The organism is Bradyrhizobium sp. SSBR45G, assembly GCF_030159255.1.
GTDB lineage: Bacteria > Pseudomonadota > Alphaproteobacteria > Rhizobiales > Xanthobacteraceae > Bradyrhizobium.
In genome coordinates this window covers 331,551-355,876 of the sequence record NZ_BSCT01000002.1, presented here as the reverse complement: position 1 = coordinate 355,876, position 24,326 = coordinate 331,551, and the positions used below count along the sequence as shown (strand labels likewise).

The window sequence follows — 24,326 nt, the reverse complement described above, 5'->3', positions numbered from 1 at the left end:
GTGCGCCTCGAGCCGTTCGTCCGCACGGCCAAGCCATGCTGCGACCCCAAACGCCCACCGCATCCCACCCCGCGTTCCGTGACGATCGCGATACGCCCCTCGTGCCGGGGCGGGACGGAGACAGGAAAACACGAATTCCGGAAAAACGAAAGACAAATATTTTTCGTGACGGGACTGGACAGGACATTGGGCTTTGAGATCGCACGATAATTCTGTTTGCCGGAGCAGCCCGGGGGGTCACCATGGACCGCCGCGCAACAACGGATATCCAGCTCGATTTGAGCCTCAGTTTGGCCGTTGATGACATGGTATTTGAACACCCGGGCGCGGTTCCCTATGCTACGAAGCCCCGCGACTTCTCTCGTGGATTCCGACCCGACATTTCAGCTGGGTGCGGACGCTACGATGGTTGGGCGCCGAGATTGTTGGGAACGCCGCATATTTGAGATGCCGTGTCGAAGGGGTACACGACCATGCGTGGTCTGCTGCGGTTCTTGGGGTTCTTTTTTGCCGTTGGTACCGTCCTTTTCCTGATTGCCGGTGCCGGCGCGGCCGGACTGATCTGGCAGTTCTCGAACGACCTGCCCGATTATTCCCAGCTTCAGGACTACGAGCCCGCCGTCATGACCCGGGTGCACGCCGCGGATGGTTCGCTGCTGGGTGAATATGCGAGGGAGCGCCGGCTCTATCTGCCGATCCAGGCCGTGCCGAAGCTGGTGATCAACGCGTTCCTGTCCGCCGAGGACAAGAACTTCTACCAGCATGGCGGACTGGATTTTTCCGGCATGGCGCGCGCGGCCGTGACCTATGTGCAGCATCTCGGCTCGGATCGCCGGCCGCAGGGCGCATCGACGATCACCCAGCAGGTCGCCAAGAACTTCCTGCTGACCAACGAGGTGTCGTTCAAACGCAAGATCAAGGAGGCCCTGCTCGCCTTGCGCATCGAGCGCACCTATTCCAAGGACCGCATCCTCGAGCTCTATCTGAACGAGATCTATCTCGGCTCCGGCTCCTACGGCATCGCCGCGGCGGCGCTGTCCTATTTCGACAAGTCCGTCGACGAGCTCACCATCTCGGAGGCGTCCTATTTGGCAGCGCTCCCCAAGATGCCGGGCAGCCTGCACCCGATCCGGAATCGCGACCGCGCGATCGAGCGCCGCAACTACGTCGTCGACCGTCTGTTCGAAAACGGCTTGATCACCAGGACCGACGCCGACAAGGCGCGCCGCGAGCCGATCACGCTCAACAGTCACGCCGCCAACGCCCACACGTTCGCCGGCGAGTTCTTCGCCGAGGAGACCCGGCGCGACCTGTTCGAGCGCTATGGCGAGAAGAAGCTGTACGAAGGCGGCCTGTCCGTGCACACGACGCTCGCCCCAAAGATCCAGGTGATGGCGCGCAAGACGCTGGCCGCCGGGCTGGTCCGTTACGACCAGGAGCAAGGCTATCGCGGGCCGGTCAGCAAGCTCGACATGTCCGGAGACTGGGGGCCCAAACTCGCCGAGGTGAAATCGCTGACCGACATCTCACCGTGGCGCATGGCCGTCGTGCTGGAGACCTCGGACCAGGCGGCGCGCATCGGCTTCCAGCCGGCCCGCGAATTCGGCGCGGTCAGCAAGGAGCGTCAGACCGGGCTGATTTCTCTCGATGGTGTCAGATGGGCCAGAGCCGTCGCCGGCCCGGCGCGCGGCAAGACCCCCACCGCGGTGTCGCAGGTGTTGCAGCCCGGCGACGTGATCTATGTCGATCCGCTCTTCAAGGAGGGCAAGGCGGTCGACGGCCAATACCGGCTGGAGCAATTGCCCGAAGTGTCCGGCGCGATGGTCGCGATGGAGCCCAACACCGGCCGGGTGGTCGCGATGGTCGGCGGCTTCTCCTATGACCAGAGCCAGTTCAACCGCGCCTCGCAGGCCTACCGCCAGCCCGGCTCGACCTTCAAGCCGATCGTCTATTCGGCTGCGCTCGACAACGGCTATACGCCGTCGAGCATGATCGTCGACGCACCGCTCGAGATCGAGCAGGGACAGGGCAGCGAGGTCTGGCGTCCCGAGGATTTCACCAGCGGCAAATATCTCGGGCCGACGACGCTGCGCAATGCGCTGCGACTGTCGCTGAACACGGTCACGGTCCGGCTGGCGCAGGATGTCGGCATGCCCCTGATCTCGGAATATGCGAAGCGCTTCGGGATCTACGACGACGTACCGAACTATCTGTCCTACTCGCTCGGCACCGGCGAGACCACGGTGATGCGAATGGTGACGGCCTATGCGATGATCGCCAACGGCGGCCGTCGCGTGAAGCCGACCCTGATCGATCGCATCCAGGATCGCTACGGCCACACCATTTTCCGCCATGACAGCCGCGAATGTCGCGGGTGCGAGGCGCCTGAAGGCTGGCACAACCAGCCCGAGCCGCAACTGGTGGATCACCGCGAGCAGGTGCTGGACAGCCTGACCGCCTACCAGATCACCGAGCTGATGGAAGGCGTCGTGCAGGGCGGCACCGCGGTCGCGCTCAAGGATGTCGGCAAGCCGATCGCCGGCAAGACCGGCACCACCAACGAGGCCAAGGATGTGTGGTTCGTCGGGTTCTCGCCGGATCTCGTCGTCGGCCTCTACATCGGCTACGACAAGCCGCGCAGTCTCGGACGGACGGCGCAGGCGGCGCGCATCGCGGCGCCGGTCGCGCGCGACTTCCTGAAGCTCGCGCTCGCCGACAAGCCGGCGACGCCGTTCAAGATGCCGGCCGGCATCAAGCTCGTCCGCGTCGACGCCAAGACCGGCATGCGCGCCGCCGCCGGACAGACGGCCGGCGTGATCCTTGAGCCGTTCAAGCCCGGCACAGCGCCGCCGGACGGCTATTCGGCGCTGGGCGAGTCGGATCCGAACCGGTTTCCGGGTCTTCCCAGCAGTGCACCGGACTCCGGCGCCGTGATGCAGGGCACTGGCGGACTTTACTGACAAGCGGCGCGCGGAGGGCGTGACCTGGTTCGGCGGCTCGACCTTCCCTGACCTACCAGCGGCAGCCGATCAGAGCTTGAAGACGCGCGCGGCATTGCCGCCGAGAAACAGCTCGCGCGCCTCGGCATCGAGCCCGAGCGCGTCGAGCCCTTCGAGCGCCTTGGCCGGCGTGATCATCGGATAGTTCGTGCCGAACAGGACCTTCCGCCGCCCGTTTGTCCTGATGTACTGCACGATCTCCGGCGGATAGCGCTTCACCGTGTAGGCGGACGTGTCGATGTAGACGTTCTCGTGCTTGGTCGCGACCGCGATCATCTCCTGCGTCCAGGGATAGCCGATGTGCCCGGCGACGATGACCAGTTCGGGGAAGTCCAGCGCCACCTCGTCGATATAGGGAATTGGCCGCCCGGTTTCCGACGGCCGCAACGGCCCGGTGTGGCCGACCTGCGTGCAGAACGGCACGCCCAGCTCGATGCATTCGGCGAACAGCGGATAGAACCGCCGGTCGGTCGGCGGCACGCCCCATAGCCACGGCAGCACCCGCAGGCCCTTGAAGCCGAGCTCGCGGACCGCGCGTCTGAGCTCGCGCACCGCGTCCATCGGACGGGCGAGATCGGCGCTGGCGACGCCCACGAAGCGGCCGGGATAGCTCGTGGCCACCGCTGCGACCTCGTCGTTGGAGATCATCCAGCCATGCGGCGCGCACCACGCCGATGCGAGGCTCACGGCCACCCCGCCCTCGTCCATCGCGGCGAGCGTCATGTCCTCCGTGATGACCTCCGGGCGCGGCGTCCCGGCCGTCCAGCGCCGGAGCGAGGCAAACATCGGATCGGCCGCGTGGCGAGGGGTTGGATGCTGCATCCAGGCATCGATGATCCGCGACATCGGCACGTCTCCCAAGGCAAATTAGAGCTTTACTCTAGAGTTTTACTCTACGGGCGGGCGGGCTATGTTGTCAAACCGCAGGCGCGCGCTGACCACAGAGGAGACGGACGCGGATGACGCGAAAGACCAGCCGGGCGCGCATCATCGATGCGGCGCTGGCGGAGTTCGACCAGAGCGGATACGAGGCGGCCACCGTCGCGGCCATCTGCGATCGCGCCGGCGTCTCCAATGGCAGCTTCTTCCATGCCTTTCCGTCGAAGGACGCGGTTGCCGGCGCCGTGTTCCTGTCGGCGCTCGACGCCTATCATGACGCGCTGGTCGGCGCGGTTGCGGGACATCCCACAGCGCGCGACGGCGTCGCGGCGCTGGTGACGGCGCATATGCGCTGGGTCCTCGACCACCGCGCGCAGGCCCGCTTCATGTTCGTTCACGCACCGAGCGCCCACACGGCGGCGATCCGCGACGATCAAACATCCAGCAACGAGCGGTTCCGCGCCGGCCTGGCCCGCTGGTACGAGCCGAACCTAGCGCGCGGCGCGCTCGCCGCACACTCCCCCGAGGTCCTGATCAGCCAGATCATCGGGCCGGCCCAGATGTTCTGCAGGGCGTGGCTGGCTGGTCGCAGCCGGGGCAAGCCCGACGTCCATCTGCCGGACCTGATCGCCTGCGCCGTTCGCGCCGTGGTGACCGGCGCGGCGAGGAGCGATTGAGGGTCAGAGCACGGCGCCGGACGCGTAGGCGCTGGCCCAATGCGGAAAACCGTTCTCGGCGGCGCGCGCCGCGGCGCGATCCCAGTCATAGGTCAGCGCGAACAGCTCGGCCTGCCAATGTCCCCGCCGCTCCGTCAGCACCGCGTAGCGCGCGTGCGGCGAGCGATATTCGAGCTGGGCCGCGATCGGAATGTCGCCGAACACCGGACAGCCGACGCTGCCGGGATTGACGACCAGCGGTCCGCGCGGCACCTGCACCACCGCCTGGCGATGGCTGTGGCCGCACAGCACCAGCGTGGCGCCGCCGAGATTGACAAGACGCGAGGCCAGCACCTCGCGGCGCGCCGGCACATAACGCCCGTCGTCGAGCATCTCTTCGAGCAGGAGGCTGCTGTCGTCATCGGGCGTGCCGTGCACGGCGAGGATGCCCTGCTCCAGCGCGACTCGCGCGGGCAAGGCATGCAATTGCCGTCGCTGCTCGGCAGTCAGCGCCGCGCGGGCGAAGCGGCCGGCCGGCGACAGCTTCTCCTCCGGCCATTCCTCGATCCAGCGGTCGTGATTGCCACGCACGGTCGGCAGCGCCAGCGACTGCAGCAGGTCGAATGTTTCGACCGGCCACAGCGGGCTGCTGACGCAGTCGCCGAGATTGATCGTGGCGTCCACACTGCGGGTCTCGATGTCAGCCAGCACGGCCTCCAGCGCCGGAAGGTTGCCATGCACGTCGGAAATCACCGCAAGCCGCATTGGACCTCTCCTACGCCCTTCATTCATATCTGAATCAGCTCGGAGAAAGCTCTATCATCTTCGTCATTGCGAGCGAAGCGAAGCAGTCCAGGGCACCCCCGGGGACTCTGGACTGCTTCGCTCGCAATGACGGCAAGAATGTAGGGTGGGCAAAGCGAGCGCCGCAGGCGATCGCGTGCCCACCGTCTGTCGTGAGAGCGCTACGTTGCGCGATACAGCGCCCTCTCCCCTTGCGGGAGAGGGCATCGCCGGCCCATCCACGCATGCGGTTGGGTGAGGGGTATCTCTCCGCAGACGACGCGCGCGGAGACATACCCCTCACCCGACCGAATTTGCCGCTCGGTCCTTCTTGCCCTCTCCCGCAAGGGGAGAGGGCACATTCATGAGCACCGCATATTATGAATTTAATGGTTGCTACGATCGCACCCTAAGAACCAGCGAAGATGAAGACCGGGAGAGGCTCCGGGCCGTCCCCGCATAGCGCAGCAGAAGCCGATGCGTCGGATAGAAGATCACGAGCGGCAAGCCGATCAGCAGCAGCGCGAACCACGCCGGGCCCGGCATGAAACTCTGCGCCGCCGCATCGCTCAGTCCATAGACGTAGTTGATATTGACGGGAAGATTGCCGGCGGCCGGCGGCGCGGGCATCAGGAAGTAGCACACCGACAGCAGTGCCCAGGCGGCGACCGTCCACAGCGCGAAGGCACGACGATCATAGCCGAGCCGCCACACCAGCCAGGCCAGCACGAACGGCAGCCAGAAGTGAAAGAATGACAGGCCGCGCGTGAACAGCGGCAGCTCGGCATCGAACATGTAGGCGGTCATGCCGGTCAGCGGCACGCCCGCGGCGGTGCCGAGAAAGTCGACCACCCACAGCGCCTGCGGCAGCAAAATGCCCACGGCCGGCGCCGATGCCAGCAGCGGGCTCTCCAACCAGACCGCGGCCAGCGTGGTCAGCAGCGCGACATCGCAGAAATACAGGAAATTGGTCGGGCCGTAGGCCATCAGATAGGTCGGCACCAGCACCGCGCAGAACGCGCTATAGGCCAGCTTGAACCACAGAGGAATGCCTGCCTTTGCAGTTGTGTCCATCGATCCCCTGCCCCTGCGATATCATCGTTTCGCAATCGCGCGGAGATTGTCGGGCAACGGGCCGGCGCGTCAATCGGCGTACCGATGATGTTCGCGCGCAACGTTAACGAGAGTTTGATCGAACGTCGCCGTCGTGAGTCCGTAGGGTGGGCAAAGCGAGCGCCGCTGGCGATCGCGTGCCCACCGTCTTCTGTCACGCCCGGTCGCGGTGGGCACAGTGCTCGCGACGCTGTCGCGTCGCTGCGCGCCTTTGCCCACCCTACTGATCATGCGCCGATCGCGAACACATCGGCGCGCTCGATGATCAGGTCGCGGAACAGGCGCGCCCGGTGCGACATCCATTGCGGGTCGGGATAGACGACGTGCAGCGGCAGCGATGGGACGTCGTAGTCGGGCAGCAGATGGATCAGTCTGCCGGATGCGATGTGTTGCACGGCGCACCAGTCGGGCAGCACGGCGGCGCCGAGGCCTTCGAGCGCGGCCAGGGTCATGATGTCGGCGTCGTCGCAAGTGAGCGACGGCGTGATGCCGACGACGTGGCGGCCGGTTTCGGACTCGAAGCTCCATTCGTTCTTCGGCGACAGCCGCGAATAGGTCACGCAAGGCAGCTGGCGCAGATCGTTGGGCAGCCGCGGCTGATGATGTCGCGTCAGCAGCGCAGGTGCCGCGACCAGCAGCCGCTTCACGGTGCCGACGCGCCGCGCCACCAGCGAGCTCGAGCTGAGCACGCCGATGCGGATGGCGAGCTCGGTGCCGGTCTCGACGAGATCGACGAACTGCTCGGTAAAGCGGATGTCGAGGCGCACCTCGGGATAGCGGCGGCCGTATTCGGCGAAGATGGCGCTGAAGAAATGCCGGCCGAACGAGGTCGGCACCGTCATGCGCAAGGTGCCCGAGGGCGCGCCGATACGGCGCGGCGACGGCACGCCCGCGCTCTCGAACAGCGTGACGATGTCCTTGGCGAGCTTGAGGACCCGATCGGCCTCCGCGGTCGGACGCAGCTTGCGCGTGGTGCGCACGAACAGCCGGCAGCCGAACTGCTCCTCCAGCAGCGCGATGCGCTTGGTGATCGCCGGCTGTCCGAGGCCGAGGTCGGCGGCGGCCTGGGTGAAGCTGCCGGCCTCCATGACCCGGATGAAGGTCTGCAGCGCGTCGATCCGGTCCATCCATTCCTCCCCGGAATGAGTTTTATTCTCGTCATTCCGTATACGTGATCTGGAGGACTGGTCTAGCCTGCAAAAAAACAACGGGAGGGAGACCCATGGAGAAGTCGATTGGCATCGTCGGCGCCGGCATCGGCGGGCTGCATCTGGCGCTCTATCTGCAGCAGCACGGCATCCAGGCCACCGTCCTGACCGACCGTGCGCCCGAGCAGTATGCTGCTACGCGGCTGATGAACACGGTGGCGCATCACGGCATCACGGTGGCGCGCGAGACCGAGCTCGGCGTGAACCATTGGGACGATCCGGATGTCGTCTATCATCACCATGATCATTTCTTCAATTTTCCGGGCAGCCCCCTGCTGTTCCGCGGCGCCTTCAAGCAGCCGAGCCGCGCCGTCGACTACCGGATCTATCTGCCGGCGCTGATGAAGGACTTTGAGGATCGCGGTGGCGCGATCGAATATGCCAGCATCCAGGACGACGACATCCCGGCGCTGGTCGCGCGCTTCGACCTGCTGGTGGTGTCGACCGGCAAGGGCGCGCTCGGGCGCATGTTCAATCACCGGCCGGAGCTGTCGCCCTACAACCAGCCGCAGCGCCTGCTCTGCGTCGGGCTCTATGACGGCGTCGATCACGGCAGCCCAGAGGGCTCCGATCCGCGCGGCGTCACGCTGTCAGTCTCGCCGGGGCATGGCGAGATGATCGTGATCCCGACCCTGACCTTCGGCGGCATGAAGACGGCGCTGCTGATGGAGAACATTCCCGGCGGCGACATGGCCGAGCTGGTGTCGCTCAACTACGATTCCGATCCCCGGGCCTTCCGGCAGACGCTGCTCGACAAGCTCGAAAAGCATCACCCGCACACCTACGACTGCATCGACACGACCCGCTTCGACCTGGTGCAGCCGCTCGACCTGCTGCAGGGCGCCGTGGTGCCGACGGTGCGGCGCTCATCGGTGAGCTTCGACGATGGCAGGATCGCCATCGCGCTCGGCGACGTGCACTCGGTGGTCGATCCGATGATGGGCCAGGGCGCCAACATGGCCTCCTATGCCGCGTTCGAGCTCGGCAAGGCGATCACCGACGCCGTGGCGTTCGACGACCGCTTCGTCGAGACGGTCGATCGCGCGCGCGAGAACCGCGTGCTCGCCGCGGCGCGCTGGACCAATCTGATGCTGCAGCCGCCGTCGGAGGCGATGGGCCGGCTGATTGTCACGATGGCGCAGAACCGGGCGCTCTGCGACGAGTTCACCGACAATTTCAACTATCCGGAGCGGCAATGGGACCGGCTGGCGAGCGACCGGCGCATTCACGCCTGGATCGACGAGCGGACCAGGCTTGCGGCGTGAGATCGCGACGGAGCAGCTCATGAGCCATCATCCGGACCCGGCCGGTTTTCGCGCGGCAGCGTCGCGGTTCTCCACCGGCGTCACCGTGGTGACCAGCAGGTCGGCCGATGGCGCAGCCGTCGGCATGACCGCCAACAGCTTCACGACTGTGTCGATGCAGCCGCCGACGGTGCTGGTCTCGCTCAAGCGCGGCCGGACCTGGCAGGCGGTGACCGACTCCGGCCGCTATGCGGTCAACGTGCTCGCGGCCGACGATGTTGCGATCTGCCGACATTTTGCCGGTACGCCGCTGGCGCAAGGCGCACCGTCCCTGGACGAGCACGACGGCTTCTTCCTGCTGCCGCAGGCGATCGCGCAGTTCGGCTGCGAGGTCGTCAGCGCGGTGGAGATCGCCGACCACACGCTGTTCATCGGCGAAGTCCGCTGGTGCCGCCATCGCGACGGCCTGCCGCTGGCGTTCTACGCCAGCCGGTTTCGAAATGGTCTGGGGGCTGAGATCCAGCCGCGTGACGCGCTGGCTTATCCGGTAGAGGGCTGGACGATATGATCGAGCAACATGGAGGGCTCGGCCCGACACGCCCTCCGCTCCCCTCGCGCCGCCAGCGTCTTGTGCGATACAGCGCCCTCTCCCCTTGCGGGAGAGGGCAGCTCCGGCCTATCCGCGAACGCGGTTGGGTGAGGGGTATCTCTCTACGAACGACACTCGTGGAGAGATACCCCTCACCCAACCGAGCCCGCCGCGCTGTCCTACTTGCCCTCTCCCGCAGGGGGAGAGGGCTCAATCATTGGCATCGCGCTCATCTTCCGCGCCAGCGGGTGCGACGGTTGCTACACGCCAAAAAAAATCTGGTGCGGTTCGCCGGGACGACTTAGTGAGCCAAACATCGTCACATTGAAGACTGCGGGTCCGGCACAGTCGTGAGGCTCAACCGCCGATCGGTCCGGGGTCGATGCCCCCCGTTGTGGCGGCTCCAGAATGACCGGAGCGCGGCCACGTGACGATCGAGCTGCGATAGTACAGCCGTGCCGATGTCGCCGTCAAACGCTGCAGCAGCGGTTGCAGCGGGTGCTCCACAAGTGAAACGCCGGACGTCCGGAACGGTCTCATCCCTGCGCATCCGGCATCGTCCGCGCGGACGCGCTGCGCCGCCGCCCCCCCCGCGCCGGCGGACGTTGATCCAGGTCAAGCTGCTTGATCGAGATCAAACCGGCCGCGACGCGATGCTTGTTGGCAAGTGCGCAGGGGCTGTCACAACCCCAACACGAGCGCAACGCCGTCGATTTCCGATAATCGAGTTTGCAAACAACGAACTACACGCGTGGCACGCGCCTTGCTGACAGGGCGCGGTGAACGCATGCATGGAACCCAGGAGGCCGAAATGGCCAATGTCACCTTCTCTTCACCCTCGCTGCCGAGGGACATCACCGTCTACGCGATTGCCGGCGACAGAGGGACGATTCTCGCGGTCGCGAAGTCGCACAAGATTCCGATCCCGTTCGATTGCCAGGACGGCGAATGCGGCTCGTGCCTCGTCGAGGTCACGCATTTCAATCCGCGGACCAAATACGCGATCGCGTTGACCGAGAAGGAGAAGGAGCTGTTGAAGCAGCTCGGCAAGATCTCCAAGGCGGAGATCGAGAACGCCGAGGTCAACGACATGCCGCCGCACTACCGGCTCGCCTGCCAGTGCTTCGTCCGCAACGAGGACGTGCTCGTCAAGTTCGTGGGCGACGAGACCGTGCCGCCGGCCGGCCCGCACATCACGCATGCGGTGAAGGCCTACAAGGGCGGCGTCGAGATCTCAGGCCTCGACGAATTCCTCGGCTACGCCGTCAAGGTCGAGGAGGATGCGGCGCTACATTTCGACATCATCGCGGCCAAGATGGACGACCATGGCAATGCGGAGGTCGCGACGCTGTTTCGCCAGCTCGCCGGGTTCTCCCGCCTGCATCTGGCGGAAGCCAAGTCGCGCGCGGCCAGCATCGATCTCAACAAGGTGATCCCGCCCGACTACGCCTGGCCCGACCACGAGACGCCGGAGCGAACGTCGATCTGGGCCGGCGATGCCGCGATGTCCCGGCTCGATGCGCTCAAGGCGGCGCTCGAAGGCGAGAAGCGCGGCTATGAGTTCTACGTCTCGGTCGCCGCCAAGACCAAGGTGCCGGAGATCGCCGCGATGGCCAAGGAGTTCGTGAAGGAGGAAGCCGAGCACGTCCGGCTGCTCGAGGCCTGGATCACGCGCGAGGAATGGCTGCAGAAGACGGCGGTGCCGCAGCCGGTCAATTGAGCGTCGTCGACAGGGGCGCACCGCTCGCTGCGCCCCTGTCGACCCAACAGAACCCGAAGGGAGGCACCGATGTTGACCGTTGAGGAATTCCTGGTCCACGCGATCCGTCTGGAGCGCGAGGCCGCCGATCGCTTCGACCATCTGGCCGATGCGATGGAGAATTGCAGCAACCGCGAGGTGGCCCGGCTGTTCCGGCAGCTCGCCGACTATTCGCGGCTGCATCTGGCGTCCGCCAGGGAGCGCGGCGGCTTCCGCGACCTGCCGGATCTCAAGCACGATGAATTCCAGTGGCCGGGGCCGGAGAGCCCGGAGACGGCCGCGATCTGGGCCGCCGATCCGTTCGTCGGCCGCGAGGAGGCGCTCGAGATTGCGCTGCAGGCGGAGACCGCGAGCTACGACTATTACAAGACCATTCTCGAGACCACCGACGATCCCGAAATCAGGGCGTTCGCGAAGGAGTTCACCGAAGAGGAAAGCGAGCACGTCGCCGAGCTGCAGAAATGGATCAAGGCGCATGCGGCCGGGCTGCCGCTTCCGGTCATCGGCTGAGGCATCCGTCGGCCGCCACCGCCGTCCTGTGATTTCGGAGGCCGTTCGGAGGCCTTGGACCTTGACCAGGGCCCTCGCCGCTTGATCTAACCGGGGCCGTCCTCTCGAGCCTCCGCGGAACCGGTCATGCGCATCGCCACCTGGAACGTCAATTCGGTCCGGCAACGGATCGAGCATCTCGTGACCTGGCTCAAGGAGTGCTCGCCGGACATCGTCTGCCTGCAGGAGATCAAGTGCACGGACGACGCATTCCCCAGGCTGGAGATCGAGGCGCTCGGCTACAACGTGGTGACGCACGGCCAGAAGACATTCAATGGCGTGGCGCTGCTGTCGAAGCTGCCGTTCGACGAGACCAAGTCGGGTCTTGCCGGTGACGATGAGGACGTGCATGCGCGGTTCCTCGAAGGCGTGGTCAGCCTCAAGACCGGCGTGGTGCGGATCGCCTGCCTCTATCTGCCCAATGGCAACCCGGCGAACACCGATAAATATCCCTACAAGCTCAAATGGATGTCCAGGCTTCGTGACTATGCACGTGAACGGCTGAAGACCGAGGAGCCGCTGATCCTCGCAGGCGACTTCAACGTGATCCCGGCCGCCGCGGACGTCTCCAACCCCGAGGCCTGGGTCGATGACGCGCTGTTCCGGCCCGCGACGCGCGAGAGCTTCCAATCCCTGCTCGGCCTGGGGCTCACGGACGCGTTGCGTGCCGTCACCGATGCGCCCGGACAATACACGTTCTGGGACTATCAGGCCGGCGCCTGGCAGAAGAACATGGGCATTCGCATTGATCACCTGTTGTTGTCCCCGCAGGCGAGCGACCGGCTGGTCGAGGTCGGCATCGACAGCTATGTCAGGGCCTGGGAGAAGCCGTCGGATCACGTGCCGGTGTGGGCCGATTTCGATCTCGAGACGGCGTAGAGTTCAAGGACGCTTCCTGTGACGCGTTACACACGGCGGCAATTGTTTCCCCTCGCGCTCGTGCCTCTGCTGGTGAAGCCGGCGCTCGCAGCCGACTTTCAAGAGACGATCGCCGGCATCGAGGTCGACAGCGGCGGGCGCCTCGGCGTGGCGCTGCTCGACACTGCGAGCGGAGCGCTGAGCGGCCATCGGCTCGACGAGCGGTTCCCGATGTGCAGCACCTTCAAGGCGCTGCTGGCGGCCGCGATTCTCGGCAAGGTCGATGCCGGCGCCGAGCAGTTGGCACGGCGCATTCCGATCACGCAAGCAGACATCCTGTCCTACGCGCCGGTGACCAAATCCTATGTCGGGACCTCCGGCCTGTCGGTCGGCGAACTGTGCGAGGCGGCCGTGACGCTGAGCGACAATACGGCGGCGAACCTGCTGCTGGCGACGCTGGGCGGTCCCGCCGGCCTGACCCGCGCGATCCGCGGCTTCGGTGACGGCATCACCCGGCTCGACCGCATCGAGCCGGAGCTCAATGAGAGCGCGCCGGGCGATGTCAGGGACACGACCACGCCGGCGGCGATGGCGCAGACCCTGGCGAAGCTGACGACCGACAACACGCTGTCGGCGGCCTCGCGCGACGTCCTGAACGGCTGGCTGATCGGCTGCAAGACCGGCGCCGCCAGGCTGCGCGCCGGCCTCCCCGCCGCATGGCGCGTCGGCGACAAGACCGGAACGGGCGAGCGCGGCAGCAGCAATGACGTCGCCGTGATCTGGCCTGCGGGGCGCGCGGCTGTGATCGTGACGAGCTATCTCACGGAGACCAAGGCCGGCGACGACAAGCGCAACGCCGCTCACGCCGCGGTCGGCCGTGCCGTGGCGGCGGCGCTCGGAGCCTGAGCCGGGCCTTCTATCGCGCCAAGCTCGATCTGGCGATGCACCGCTGCGACCGCGTCGAAGCCGGCGCGGAGCTGGCGCATCTCGCCCGCCGCCAGGCGGACGCCGAGGCCGGCGCCGCCAGGCAGCAGGCTTGCAGCCGCATAGAGCCCGCCGATCGGCATCAGCGCGTCGGCGAGACGCTGACGCGCGGCGGCGGGATCCGCGCGCGGCAGCATCAGCAGGGCCGAGCCGAAGGCACGGTGACCCTTGAACACCGCGATTTCGGGATGGCGCAGATGCATGCGGTCGATCAGGACAGGTTCGGCGCCCGGCCGGCGCACGATCAGCGTCGAGTCGAGCTCGCGGAACAGGCGGCCCTGCCCGTCCGGATCGTGCATCGTGAAGGCATCGGTCAGCAGCGCCGAGGCATCGGCGGCACAGTCCAGGTCGAGCACCTGACATAGCGCCGCGTCGGGAAACAGGATGCGCGGCTCCGGGCGATAGTCGAGCGAGGCGCCGGCCGCGACGCGCAGCACGACATGCTCGACGGCCCGCGTCCCCGGCTCGGCGCGGTGCACCGATGTCGCGCCCTGCGTGGCGACACGGACGGAGGCGCCTTCCCCGAGCGTGAAGCGTTGCGTCAGCCGGTCCTCGCCGTGCACCGCACCGCTGCCGGTCTGCAGAATGACGCTGAGCAGATCCGGTCGCGCGGCATCGGTGTGAAAGCTACGCGTCAGCACGAACGGCCAGGCGAACAGCCGGCGGTCGATCACGGTGCGGCCGCCGCAGCGGACAAAGCTCAGGTCGAGCCGCGGCGGCTCTGGGACTGATGCGCTCACGTGCGGAACAGCACCTCGCGCTCCAGCAGGTCGACGATCGCATCAATGCCCTCGCCACGCCGGCAGTTCGTCAGCAGCACCGGCCGTCCGCCGCGCACGTCAGTCGCCTCGCGCTGCATGCGGGCGAGATCGACGCCGACATGCGGGGCGAGATCGACCTTGTTGATGACGAGCAGATCGGCGCGGATGACGCCGGGGCCGCGCTTGCGCGGGATGTCGTCGCCGCCAGCGACGTCGATCACGAACATCCAGAAATCGGTGAGGTCGCGCGAGAAGGTCGAGGCGAGATTGTCGCCGCCGCTCTCCAAGAGGATCAGTTCGACGCCGGGAAAGCGCCGCTCCAATTCGTCGGCGGCCTCGATGTTGAGCGTCGGGTCCTCGCGGATCACGGTGTGCGGACAGGCGCCCGCCTCGACCGCAGAGACGCGCGCCGGATCGATCAGGCCGGAGCGGCGGACGCGCTCGGCATCCTCGGCCGTGACGAGATCGTTGGTGATGACGGCGATGTCGATGCCGCGCGCCTGCAGCGCCGGGATCAGGCGCTCGACCAGCGCGGTCTTGCCGGAGCCGACGGGACCGCCGATGCCGACGCGCGCGGCGGTCATCGGCTGGTCGATGCGGGTAAGAGCGAGACGGCTCATCGCAGCATGAACCTCCTTGCGAGCGGCACGGTCGTAGCCGGCGGACACATCAAGAGCTTGCCGTCGGCGCGAACCTCGAAGGTCTGCGGATCGACTTCGACCTGCGGCATCGCCGCGTTTCTGACCATGTCGATCTTGCGCAACCGGCGCACGTTCCTGATCTGCATGGTCTCGCGTCCAAGCCCGAGCTTGTCGCGGATGCCCGCCTCGACCGCGAGCTTCGACATGAAGTTGACGCCGAGCCGCTGGGGCGCCGCACCGAGCGCGCCCCACATCCGCTTCTGGATCATCGGCTCCGACAGCCCGAGGCTGCCATTGCCGTCGCCCATCGCGGCCCACACCGGAAAGCCGTTCTTGATCACCATATAGGGCTTCAGCCCGAACGAGGCGCGCGGCCATAGTACGAGATCCGCCATCTTGCCGACCTCGATCGAGCCGACGACATGGTCGATGCCGACGGCAATGGCCGGATTGATCGTGAGCTTGGCGATGTAGCGCTTGATGCGCTCATTGTCGGCACGCGCGGTCGCCTCCTCGGGCAGCCGCCCGATGCGGTCCTTCATCACGCTGGCGAGCTGCCAGCATTTGGCGACGTTCTCGGCGAGCCGGCCCATGCCTTGCGTGTCCGTCCCGAAGATCGAGATCGCGCCCATGTCGTGCAGGAAATCCTCCGCCGCCATCGACTGCGCGCGCACCCGCGCCTCGCCAAACATGACGTCCTCCGGCGCATTGTAGTTGAGCTGATGACAGATCATCGTCATCGGCACCCCCTCCTCCATGCCATAGGAGGTGTAGGGATTGGTCGGGTTGGTCGAGGATGGAATGACGTTGGGCCAGGACACGACCTTGAGCAGATCAGGCGCATGGCCGCCGCCGGCGCCCTCGACGTGATACATGTGGATGGTGCGGCCATCGACCGCCGCCATCGTGTCCTCGCAGAAGCCGTATTCGTTGATGGAATCCGTGTGCAGATGAACGGCGAAATCATTGCGGTCGGCGGCGATCAAAGTCTTGTCGATGACATCAGGCGCGGCGCCGAAATCCTCGTGGATCTTGACCGACATGCCGCCGGCCGCGACCGCCTCCTCGACCGCTTCGGGATTGGAGCCGCCGCGGCCGAACAGCGCGAAGTTCAGCGGCGAGAACTCGATCGACTTGAGGAAATGGCCGAAGTTCGGCCCCGAGCCCGAGCCGACGTCGAACACCGGCCCCGAGCCGTTGCCGATCATGGTGGTGGTGCCGCCGGACAGCGCATGATCCGACTGCTCCGGCGAGATCAGATGCGCGTGGCTCTCGATCGCGCCCGCGGTGACGATGAACGGGCCGCCGGCGATCGGCGCCGTCGTATGGCCGACCACCATGTCCGGATGCACGCCCGGCATCACGTCGGGATTGCCGGCCTTGCCGATGCCGACAATGCGGCCGTCGCGGATGCCGATGTCGGCCTTCACGATGCCGGCGACGGCATCGATGATGGTCGCGTTCTTGATGACGACGTCGAGGGCCTTGTGTTGGGAGGTGCGGTGCGCTGCGACGGCCTCGCCGTCGCGCAAATTCTTGCCGGCGCCGACCAGCAGCTCATGGCCGTAGGTGGTGTAATCGTGCTCGATCTCGGCGAGCAGGCTGGTGTCGGCGAGCCGGATGAGATCGCCCTTGGTCGGACCATAGAGTTCGGCATAGGCGCGGCGGGTCAGCGTGGCCATGATCGTCAGGCTCCCAGGTAGCCGCGCGACTGCGCGAGCGTCAGCGCCGCATCACGCGCACCGGCGTCATCGAGCGGGCCGTTGACGAGACCGGCCTGTCCGCGCACGATCCGGTCGCCTTCGATCGGCACCAGCCGCACCGATTTGGTGACACCGGGCTCGAAGCGGACGCCGAGGCCCGCCGGACGATCGATCTTCATGCCCCAGGCGGCAGCGCGGTCGAACAACAGCGCGCGGTTGACCTCGAAGAAATGCGTGTGGCTGCGGACCTGGATGTCGCGATCCCCGGTGTTGACGACGTCGATGGTGACGGCCGGCAACGCGGTGAACATCTCGATGTCGCCAGGGCCTTCGATGATCTCACCCGGGACGATGTCGTCGGCCACGGCGCCCTCGGCCGGCTGGATCGGCTCGAACAGCGCCATCACCTTGGTGCCCTCGGCGAACATCAGCTCGACATAGAGCATCGGGATCATCTGGGCGACACCAGGCTCGACATCATCTGATGTGAGCAGCCGTCCCGCCATGTCGCGGATCTCGGCGTAGGGCAGATTGCGGCGCGCCGCGGTCATCACCTCATCGGTGAGGTAGGCCACGGCTTCTGGATGGCTCAGCCTGATGCCGAGCAGGCGGTTGCGCCGCGCCATCTGCGCAGCGTTGAAGATCACGAGACGATCCATCTCGGTCGGCGACAGGTTCATCATGACGAAACCTCTCAGGTCGTGAACATGCGCACATGCCGCAGCGGACCGCGCGACACGGCGATGTCGATGAAGGGCGTGAAGCTCGACGGCATGGCGTCGTCGTCGGGCGTTTCAGTGAGCAGATCGGCGAGCAGCGCGCGGGCACGCGCGAGGCTCTGCTGGGAATCGATGTGGCCGATCAGGCCGAGCCGCACGGCGGCGCTGACGAGTCCCGTGATGAGCGTCCAGCCGGACACGAGCTCGGCGGCATCGAGACCAAGGCCCGCATCGCGGCCGGTGATGGCCTGCACGACGGGCAAATGGCCGAGCCGCGCGTCTGCCGACACGCGTTCGCGATAGGCGACCGACAAGGGACCGGCAAGCTTGCCCCAGACGCCGAGCAGCGCCCTGCCCGCGCGGCGCGAACCGTCGCGCATCTCGGCGGATGGCGTCGTGGCCTCGGCGAGGCGATCGACCGATGCGATGGCGTCGGTGTCGCTCGCGCGCCAGGCGCGCCGCAGCAGGATGCGATCCATCGTCGCCCAGCGCTGCGCCAAGTGATCGGCGATAACGCCGTCGAGATCATCGTGACCGGATAAGTGGCCATCGGCGGCGAGGCCCTCAATGCCCCAGGAAAATGCAAAACCGCCGGCCGGAAAGGCGCTGTCGCCGAGTTGCAGCAGCGCGAGCGCCTCGCCGCGGTCAAACATGATCGCGCTCCACGACCTCACCGGACTCGATCAAAGGCAGAATGCGGGCACGATAGGATTCGAGCGGTGTATCGAGCAGCACCACCAGATCCTCGCCCTCGAAGCGCACGCGCCAATGCAAGTTGCCGGCGTGCCAGCCGAGCTTGAGCGCGCTGGCCGCGTCGCGCGCGCGCAGGCGCCAGATCTGCTGCTCGCCGAAACGGGCGATGATGGCGCGACCGGAGTCGAGATGCAGCAGCGCGCCGTCAACCAGTTCCTCGTCGCGGTCGAGGCTGACGGCACAGTCGGTGCCGCGATCGGTGGTCAGGCGGAAACGCTTGCGGCCGGCGTCCTGCGGCGGCACGAACAACAGCTCGATGCCGCCGCGGTGCTCCAGCGTATGGAGCTGCCGGGCATAGGCCTTGTCGTCGGCGCGTCCTATGATGCCGTGCAGGCGGAGCATCGGCGTGGTCCTTCTTTTTATCAGTTCACGCATTGGGGCCTCATGGTTCGAGACGCCCGCCAAGCGGCGGGCTCCTCACCATGAGGGTTGAGAACCGAGAGCGGCGCGGCGATGCCGGTGCGCTCCCTCTCCCCGTTCTTCACGGGGAGAGGGTTGGGGTGAGGGGCAGCCACGGGCACCGGACCCAGCGGAGAGCCCCCCTCACCCGGATTGCATCTGCGATGCAATCCGGCCTCTCCCCGCACGCGGGGAGAGGCTAGCAGCGAGCCTCGTGCTGGACTGTCCGAACAACTGGTCATGGACAACGTCCTCATTGAAATAGTTGAGAGCCGGCGGTGCTTGCCCGGCTGAAATCCGTCCTTATTGGTTGAGTCTCGATACCTACGATGTTTCACCGTGCCACACCCACCGCCCTCGTCCTGAGGAGCCCGCCGCAAGGCGGGCGTCTCGAAGGACGGTTGGCTTGCTCGCCTCTCCCCGCGCGCTACCGCATCGTCGCCGACACCTCCTGCGAGGTCACCAGAATGACCTCGCCGTCGAGGATCGGCTTGGCGATGCCGAAGAAGGTCGCCACCGCGGCGGAGCCGTTGTGACGATCCATCGCGGCCTTGTCGGCGAAGCGCTCGTAGGTGGTGAACAGACCGGGCTCGCTCTCGCTCTGCGAGATGAAGAACCCGATCGTCTCCGGCTCGTTGGCCGCGACATAGGCCGCGACGGCGACGAGGGCGTCGCGCATCGTGGCCTCATGTCCCGCCTTGGCCCTGATGACCGCGGTGATCGTGATCATCAGAACTTTTTCCAGTCGCCGTCGGCCTCGAACGCCGCCGCCGCCTGGTAGATCGTGGACTCCGCATAGTCCTTGCCGATCAGCATCAGGCCGACCGGCAGGCCGTCCGAGAGGCCGCATGGCAGGGTCATCGCGGGATGGCCTGTGACGTCGAACGGGCTCGTCGTCGCGGTCATCTCGAAGGCGCGCTGCACCACTTCCGCCAGCGGCGCGTCCTTGGCGGGGATCGGCGTGGCGACGCACGGCAGGGTCGGCATGAGCAGCAGATCATAGGAGCCGAACATGGCGTCATAGGCGGCCTTTGCCTGGATCGCGATGTTGCGCGATTTGGCGTAGTAGCGGCCGCGATAGTGCTCGAGACCCCACTGCCCGACCAGCATGGTCAGCTTCAAGGTCACCGACAGATCGTCGGCGCGCGTGCGCCAGCCGGAATGCGCGTCGAGCAGGCCCACGTCATAGAGGCCCTTCCAGTTGAAGCCCATGCCGTTGCCGAGCATCATCTGCACCAGGAAGCCTTCGAGCGTGATCGGATTCCACGCCGCCAGCGCATGCATGTGCTCGGGGATCGAGACCTCCGACACGGACGCGCCCAGCTTGGCGAAGCGCTCCGCGCCGGCCTTGACCTTGGACACCACGCCCTCTTCCATGTTCGGCGCGCTGAAGCCTTCCTTCAGCACGCCGATCTTGAGACCCTTGACGCCCTTGCCGAGCGCCTCGGTATAGGCCGAGACCTTCGGCGCGTATTGCCGGGGATCGAGACCGTCGGCGCCGGCCAGCACTTCGAGCAGCAGCGCATTGTCCTTGACGTTCGCCGTCATCGGTCCGGTGTGGTCGATCGTCGATTCGATCGGCATCACGCCGGTGTAGGGCACGAGGCCGTGGGTCGCCTTCATGCCGTAGATGCCGCAATAGGACGCGGGGATGCGGATCGAGCCGCCCTGGTCGCCGCCGATCGACATATCGACCTCGCCGGCCGCCACCAGCGCGGCGCTGCCCGAGGACGAGCCGCCGGCCGAATAGCCCATCTTCCAGGGATTGTGCACCGGCGCGGGATCGGAGGTGTGGCTGCCGCCGGACAGGCAGAAGTGCTCGCAGACGGCCTTGCCGACGATGGTGCCGCCGGCATCGAGGATGCGCGAAACGATGGTGGCGTCGGCCGCAGGAATGAAGCCTTCGAGCGTGGTCGAGCCGTTCATCATCGGCACGCCGGCGAGCGCGACGTTGTCCTTCAGCACCACGGTGCGGCCGGCGAGCTTGCCGGAGCCTGCGCCCTTGACCTCGGTCTTGATCGCCCAGGCGTTGTACTTGTTCTCCTTCGCCGGCGGCTTGGCGCCCGGCGTGCGCGGATATTTTACCGGCGGCAGCGGGTTCGGCAGCTCATCGATGATGTCGTACTGATCGAACATGCCGCCCATCAGCGACAGATATTCGGCGGCCTCCTCGACCGTCATGTTCATGTGCAGGCTGGCGGCGAGATCGGCGACTTCCTCGGCATTCGGGCGTTTGATGGACATGAGTCATCCTTTCTTGTGAGGACAAGCTGGGCAGAGACAGCGATTTGTCATTTCAAAAAGCCGGCGCGGCGCGCCGGTAGATTCTAGCTCGGGATCATCTGACCTTCCCGAGCCAGCAGAGTCGCGCGGTCGAGCTCCTCGGTGATGCGTCCCTTCTGGATGTGCAGGATGCGGTCCGACAGCGAGGTGATGAATTCCAGATTCTGCTCGACGACGATCAGGGACATCTTCCAGCGCGTCTTCAGCGCCAGCAGCGTCTCGATGATCTCCTCGATGATCGAGGGCTGGATGCCCTCGGTGGGCTCGTCGAGCAGGATCAGCTTCGGCTTGGTGCACAGGCAGCGCGCCAGTGCCAGCAATTGTTGCTCGCCGCCGGACAGCGCGCCGCCGCGGCGGTCGAGCAGGCGCACGAGGCGCGGGAAATCCTGCAGCACGGTGTCGATCACGCTGCGGTCTTCCTTGGGCGCGGATGCGAGACCCATGCGCAGATTTTCCATGACCGACAGATCCGGAAAGATCTCGCGTCCCTGCGGCACCAGGCCGATGCCGAGCCGTGAGCGCTCATGCGGCTTCAGATGGGTGATGGTCTTGCCTGCGAACACCACCGAGCCGTCGGTGGTCGGCAGATGCCCCATCAAGGTGCGAAGCGCGGTGGTCTTGCCCATGCCGTTGTGGCCGAGAATGCCGAGATACTCACCGTCGGCCACCGTCATGTCGATGCCGAACAGGATCGGGATCCGGCCATAGCCGGATTTGAGACCTTTGACCTCGAGGAGCGCGCTCATGCGGCCACCTTCTTGCCGAGATAAACGTCGCGCACGCGGCTGTCGGCGAGCACCTTGTCGACGGTGTCCTCGACCAGCACGCGGCCCTGGTGGAACACGGTCACGCGCTTGGCGATCTGCTTGATGAACTCCATGTCGTGCTCGACAACGACGATGGCGCGGGTCTGGTTGATCTCGCGGATGATCGCGGCCGTATGGAACGTCTCCTCGTCGGTCATCCCGGCGGCGGGCTCGTCGAGCAGGATCAGCTCCGGCTCGGCAGCGAGCACCATGCCGATCTCGACCCATTGGCGCTGGCCATGGGAGAGCGTGGCAACGATGCTGTCGGCGTAGTCGGTGAGCCGGATCATCTCCAGCACGGCGTTGACCGCCGGGCCCTGCTGGCGCGGCGTCGCCTTGCGCCGCACGGCCAGCCAGATGTTCTCGCGCACCGAGAGGCCGTTGAACACGTTCGGCACCTGGGTCTTGATGCCGATGCCCATGCGCGCGATCTCGTGCGAGGCCTTGCCCGCGATCGGCATGCCGCGGAATGCGATCGTGCCCGAGGTCGGCACCAGCTGTCCGGTCAGCGTCTTGAAGAACGTGCTCTTGCCGGCGCCGTTCGGGCCGATCAGGCAGCGCAGCTCCATTTCCTGCAAAGTGAAGGTGATGTCGTCATTGGCCACCACGCCGCCGAAGCGCATCGTGAGGTGCTCGGCCTTGAGCAGAGGAACGAGTTCGGCCATCGTCATTCGGCTCCTGCAGCATGCGGCGCCGCCGCGGACTGGACCGACGGACCGTTGGTCTTGGGCTTCGAGTCCGGGATCAGTCGCATCACGAGATCGCGCGCGGTCGGCACCAGCCCCTTGGGCAGCAGCAGCACGAAGATCACCAGCACGGCACCGAGCACGAGGTTGGCGTTCAGCAGCTGCTGCGAGCCGATATAGGCGACGATATATTCGATCACGACGCAGCCGATGATCGGCCCGAGCAAGGTGCCGAGACCGCCGACCGTGATCCAGATGATGATCTCCGCCGACAGCGACAGGCTGAAGATGGTCGGGCTGACGAAGGCGCCCCAGTTGACATAGAGCGCGCCGGCGAGACCCGCGATCGCGCCGCCGAGGATGAAGGTCAGGCACTTCACCAACCGCGGATCATAGCCGAGCAGCGAGGCCCGCACCTCGTTCTCACGCACGGCGACGATGATGCGCCCCGCCGGCAGCGCCAGCAGCAGGCGCAGCATCAGGAACACCGCCAGCAGCACACCTGCGGTGGTCCACCACGACTGTTCCGGCGACAGCACGGTCGATGGATCGAACGGCATGTTGAAGGTCGGCACCGACGGCATGCCGTTGAAGCCGCCGAGCAGCGCGGTGCCGATCTTGTAGGCGTCGCCGGAGGTCGAGTTGACCGAGTTGAACAGGATCAGGGTGACGGTCAGCGTGATGACGCCGAGATAGACGTCGGAGATGCGGCCGAAGAAGATGAAATAGCCGAGGATGGCCGCGAACAGCGCCGGGATCACGATCGCCAGCAGGATGGCCGGCGTGGAATCCTGGAAGTTGATGGCCGCGACCGCATAGGCATAGCCGCCGAGGCCGAAAAACGCGGTCTGTCCGAACGACAGGATGCCGCCGAAGCCCCAGATGAAGGCGAGGCTCAGCGCGAGCACCGCCATCGCGGCGAACAGCGTCAGCTGCATCAGCGCGAACAGCTCGATCACGCCAGGCACGAGCGCGATGGCGACGATCGCCATGAGCACCGCAACCGTCTGGGCGGCGAGACGATAGTGCCTGGGCATCACAGGTTCCCCTTGAAGAAGCGCCCGGAAATGCCCTGCGGCAGCAAGCGAATGAGCACGATCGCGGTGGTGAAGACGATGACCTCGCCATAGACGGGGGTCGTGAAGTAGGCGGCGACCTGGTTCACCGAGCCGAACAGGCTCGCGGCCGACATCGTCCCGGAGAGGATGGCGGCGCCGCCGCCGACCACCGTCATGAAGGCCTTGGCGACATAGGCGCCGCCCATGCCCGGCGTGATGCCGGAGACCGGCGCCAGCAGCCCGCCGGCCAGGCCCGTGACCGCGGCGCCGAGCGCGAAGGTGCTCATGTAGACGCGCGCCGGGTTGACGCCGAGCGTGGCCGCCATCGCCGGGTTCTGCATCGTCGCCCGGGCGACGAGGCCGAAGCGGGTAAAGCGCATCACGCCATAGACGATGGCCATCATGACCGCGGCCATCAAGGCGAGAAACAGCGTGTAGTAGCTCGACTGATACGACCCGATCGAGAAGCCGCCGAGCGGCGTCGGCACGCCCTGCTGGGTGTTGCCGTAGATCGTGGTGATGATGCCGATGATGAGAAGGCTTAAGCCCCAGGTGGCGAGCATCGAATCGACCAGGCGCCCGTACAGGAAGCGGATCAGGCAGCGCTCGATGACGAGGCCCACGATGCCGACGAAGACGGGCGCCACGACGAGCATCGCGATCCAGATGTTCACCCCGGCATTGGCCGAGATCACGGTCGCATAGGCGCCGAGCATGATGAACTCGCCATGGGCGAGATTGATGATCTTCATCATGCCGAAGATGATCGCGAGCCCGAGGCACAACAGGAACAGCGAGGAGATTCCGTTGAGGACGTCGAGCGCGAGGATGACGTAGATCGCCATGCGTCAGATTCTTTCAAGGCCGTGCAATGAGACCGGGCCCCGCCGGGTGGC

At 66.2% G+C, this 24,326-nt stretch carries 24 protein-coding genes; 8 read left to right on the top strand and 16 right to left on the bottom strand.

Going from position 1 to position 24,326, the window contains the following annotated elements; all coding sequences use genetic code 11:
• Window positions 1–473 precede the first annotated feature (473 nt).
• The gene (locus tag QQL87_RS04585; protein WP_284423363.1) at window positions 474–2,960 is read left to right on the top strand and encodes a penicillin-binding protein 1A; all 2,487 of its coding nucleotides are present in this window, start codon (window positions 474–476) and stop codon (window positions 2,958–2,960) included.
• Window positions 2,961–3,029: 69 nt separating this feature from the next.
• Here QQL87_RS04585 and QQL87_RS04580 read toward each other — a convergent pair whose 3' ends face one another.
• Entirely contained in the window at window positions 3,030–3,845 is an 816-nt protein-coding gene (locus QQL87_RS04580) for an amidohydrolase family protein (protein WP_284423364.1), read from the bottom strand.
• Window positions 3,846–3,958: 113 nt separating this feature from the next.
• On the opposite strand from QQL87_RS04580, the gene QQL87_RS04575 reads away from it, so the two are divergent.
• Window positions 3,959–4,555 carry a TetR/AcrR family transcriptional regulator gene (locus QQL87_RS04575; protein WP_284423365.1) on the top strand — a complete coding sequence of 199 codons (597 nt, stop codon included), beginning with the start codon at window positions 3,959–3,961 and terminating at the stop codon, window positions 4,553–4,555.
• Between the two features lie 3 nt (window positions 4,556–4,558).
• Here QQL87_RS04575 and QQL87_RS04570 read toward each other — a convergent pair whose 3' ends face one another.
• The 3 genes from QQL87_RS04570 to QQL87_RS04560 all read right to left on the bottom strand — a co-directional run bounded on the left by QQL87_RS04570 (window position 4,559) and on the right by QQL87_RS04560 (window position 7,557).
• Window positions 4,559–5,299, bottom strand: coding sequence for a metallophosphoesterase family protein (locus QQL87_RS04570; protein WP_284423366.1), 741 nt, complete (start codon window positions 5,297–5,299; stop codon window positions 4,559–4,561).
• A gap of 414 nt (window positions 5,300–5,713) precedes the next feature.
• Window positions 5,714–6,391 carry a hypothetical protein gene (locus QQL87_RS04565; RefSeq protein WP_284423367.1) on the bottom strand — a complete coding sequence of 226 codons (678 nt, stop codon included), beginning with the start codon at window positions 6,389–6,391 and terminating at the stop codon, window positions 5,714–5,716.
• A gap of 266 nt (window positions 6,392–6,657) precedes the next feature.
• The gene (locus QQL87_RS04560) at window positions 6,658–7,557 is read right to left on the bottom strand and encodes a LysR family transcriptional regulator (RefSeq protein WP_284423368.1); all 900 of its coding nucleotides are present in this window, start codon (window positions 7,555–7,557) and stop codon (window positions 6,658–6,660) included.
• A gap of 95 nt (window positions 7,558–7,652) precedes the next feature.
• Between QQL87_RS04560 and styA the strand changes: the two genes are divergently transcribed.
• From styA to bla, 6 genes are all read left to right on the top strand, one after another.
• Window positions 7,653–8,903, top strand: a complete 1,251-nt coding sequence (styA, locus tag QQL87_RS04555; RefSeq protein WP_284423369.1) for a styrene monooxygenase subunit StyA — start codon at window positions 7,653–7,655, stop codon at window positions 8,901–8,903.
• A 19-nt stretch (window positions 8,904–8,922) separates the two neighbouring features.
• Window positions 8,923–9,450: a flavin reductase family protein gene (locus tag QQL87_RS04550; protein WP_284423370.1), complete on the top strand. Its 528-nt coding sequence runs from the start codon at window positions 8,923–8,925 to the stop codon at window positions 9,448–9,450.
• A gap of 832 nt (window positions 9,451–10,282) precedes the next feature.
• The gene (locus tag QQL87_RS04545) at window positions 10,283–11,191 is read left to right on the top strand and encodes a ferritin family protein (protein ID WP_284423371.1); all 909 of its coding nucleotides are present in this window, start codon (window positions 10,283–10,285) and stop codon (window positions 11,189–11,191) included.
• 69 nt (window positions 11,192–11,260) lie between these two features.
• On the top strand, window positions 11,261–11,740 hold the full coding sequence (locus QQL87_RS04540; protein WP_284423372.1) for a ferritin-like domain-containing protein: 480 nt from the start codon (window positions 11,261–11,263) through the stop codon (window positions 11,738–11,740).
• A gap of 126 nt (window positions 11,741–11,866) precedes the next feature.
• On the top strand, window positions 11,867–12,658 hold the full coding sequence (gene xth / locus QQL87_RS04535) for an exodeoxyribonuclease III (protein ID WP_284423373.1): 792 nt from the start codon (window positions 11,867–11,869) through the stop codon (window positions 12,656–12,658).
• 18 nt (window positions 12,659–12,676) lie between these two features.
• Complete coding sequence (bla, locus tag QQL87_RS04530; protein ID WP_284423374.1) at window positions 12,677–13,543, top strand: class A beta-lactamase; 867 nt, start codon at window positions 12,677–12,679, stop codon at window positions 13,541–13,543.
• On the opposite strand, the gene QQL87_RS04525 is transcribed toward bla, so the two are convergent.
• From QQL87_RS04525 to QQL87_RS04470, 12 genes are all read right to left on the bottom strand, one after another.
• Window positions 13,498–14,361: an urease accessory protein UreD gene (locus QQL87_RS04525; RefSeq protein ID WP_284423375.1), complete on the bottom strand. Its 864-nt coding sequence runs from the start codon at window positions 14,359–14,361 to the stop codon at window positions 13,498–13,500. The genes bla and QQL87_RS04525 overlap by 46 nt on opposite strands.
• Complete coding sequence (gene ureG, locus QQL87_RS04520) at window positions 14,358–15,002, bottom strand: urease accessory protein UreG (protein WP_284423376.1); 645 nt, start codon at window positions 15,000–15,002, stop codon at window positions 14,358–14,360. Before ureG ends, QQL87_RS04525 begins: the two co-directional genes overlap by 4 nt.
• Window positions 14,999–16,705 carry an urease subunit alpha gene (gene ureC / locus QQL87_RS04515; RefSeq protein ID WP_284423377.1) on the bottom strand — a complete coding sequence of 569 codons (1,707 nt, stop codon included), beginning with the start codon at window positions 16,703–16,705 and terminating at the stop codon, window positions 14,999–15,001. Before ureC ends, ureG begins: the two co-directional genes overlap by 4 nt.
• A 5-nt stretch (window positions 16,706–16,710) precedes the next feature.
• Window positions 16,711–17,409: an urease subunit beta gene (gene ureB / locus QQL87_RS04510; protein WP_284423378.1), complete on the bottom strand. Its 699-nt coding sequence runs from the start codon at window positions 17,407–17,409 to the stop codon at window positions 16,711–16,713.
• 11 nt (window positions 17,410–17,420) lie between these two features.
• Entirely contained in the window at window positions 17,421–18,098 is a 678-nt protein-coding gene (locus tag QQL87_RS04505) for an urease accessory protein UreF (RefSeq protein WP_284423379.1), read from the bottom strand.
• A complete protein-coding gene (ureE, locus tag QQL87_RS04500) occupies window positions 18,091–18,540 on the bottom strand; it encodes an urease accessory protein UreE (RefSeq protein WP_349817310.1) in 450 nt (149 codons plus the stop codon). Before ureE ends, QQL87_RS04505 begins: the two co-directional genes overlap by 8 nt.
• Window positions 18,541–19,024: 484 nt before the next feature.
• On the bottom strand, window positions 19,025–19,327 hold the full coding sequence (locus QQL87_RS04495; RefSeq protein WP_284418852.1) for a putative quinol monooxygenase: 303 nt from the start codon (window positions 19,325–19,327) through the stop codon (window positions 19,025–19,027).
• Window positions 19,327–20,841, bottom strand: a complete 1,515-nt coding sequence (locus QQL87_RS04490; protein WP_284418851.1) for an amidase — start codon at window positions 20,839–20,841, stop codon at window positions 19,327–19,329. The genes QQL87_RS04495 and QQL87_RS04490 overlap by 1 nt, the downstream gene beginning before the upstream one ends.
• 83 nt (window positions 20,842–20,924) lie before the next feature.
• On the bottom strand, window positions 20,925–21,626 hold the full coding sequence (locus tag QQL87_RS04485; protein WP_284418850.1) for an ABC transporter ATP-binding protein: 702 nt from the start codon (window positions 21,624–21,626) through the stop codon (window positions 20,925–20,927).
• On the bottom strand, window positions 21,623–22,351 hold the full coding sequence (locus QQL87_RS04480) for an ATP-binding cassette domain-containing protein (RefSeq protein WP_284418849.1): 729 nt from the start codon (window positions 22,349–22,351) through the stop codon (window positions 21,623–21,625). Before QQL87_RS04480 ends, QQL87_RS04485 begins: the two co-directional genes overlap by 4 nt.
• A 2-nt stretch (window positions 22,352–22,353) precedes the next feature.
• Window positions 22,354–23,409 (bottom strand): branched-chain amino acid ABC transporter permease, encoded by a 1,056-nt coding sequence (locus tag QQL87_RS04475; protein WP_284418848.1) that lies wholly within the window; start codon window positions 23,407–23,409, stop codon window positions 22,354–22,356.
• The gene (locus QQL87_RS04470) at window positions 23,409–24,275 is read right to left on the bottom strand and encodes a branched-chain amino acid ABC transporter permease (protein WP_284418847.1); all 867 of its coding nucleotides are present in this window, start codon (window positions 24,273–24,275) and stop codon (window positions 23,409–23,411) included. Before QQL87_RS04470 ends, QQL87_RS04475 begins: the two co-directional genes overlap by 1 nt.
• Between the last annotated feature and the right edge of the window lie 51 nt (window positions 24,276–24,326).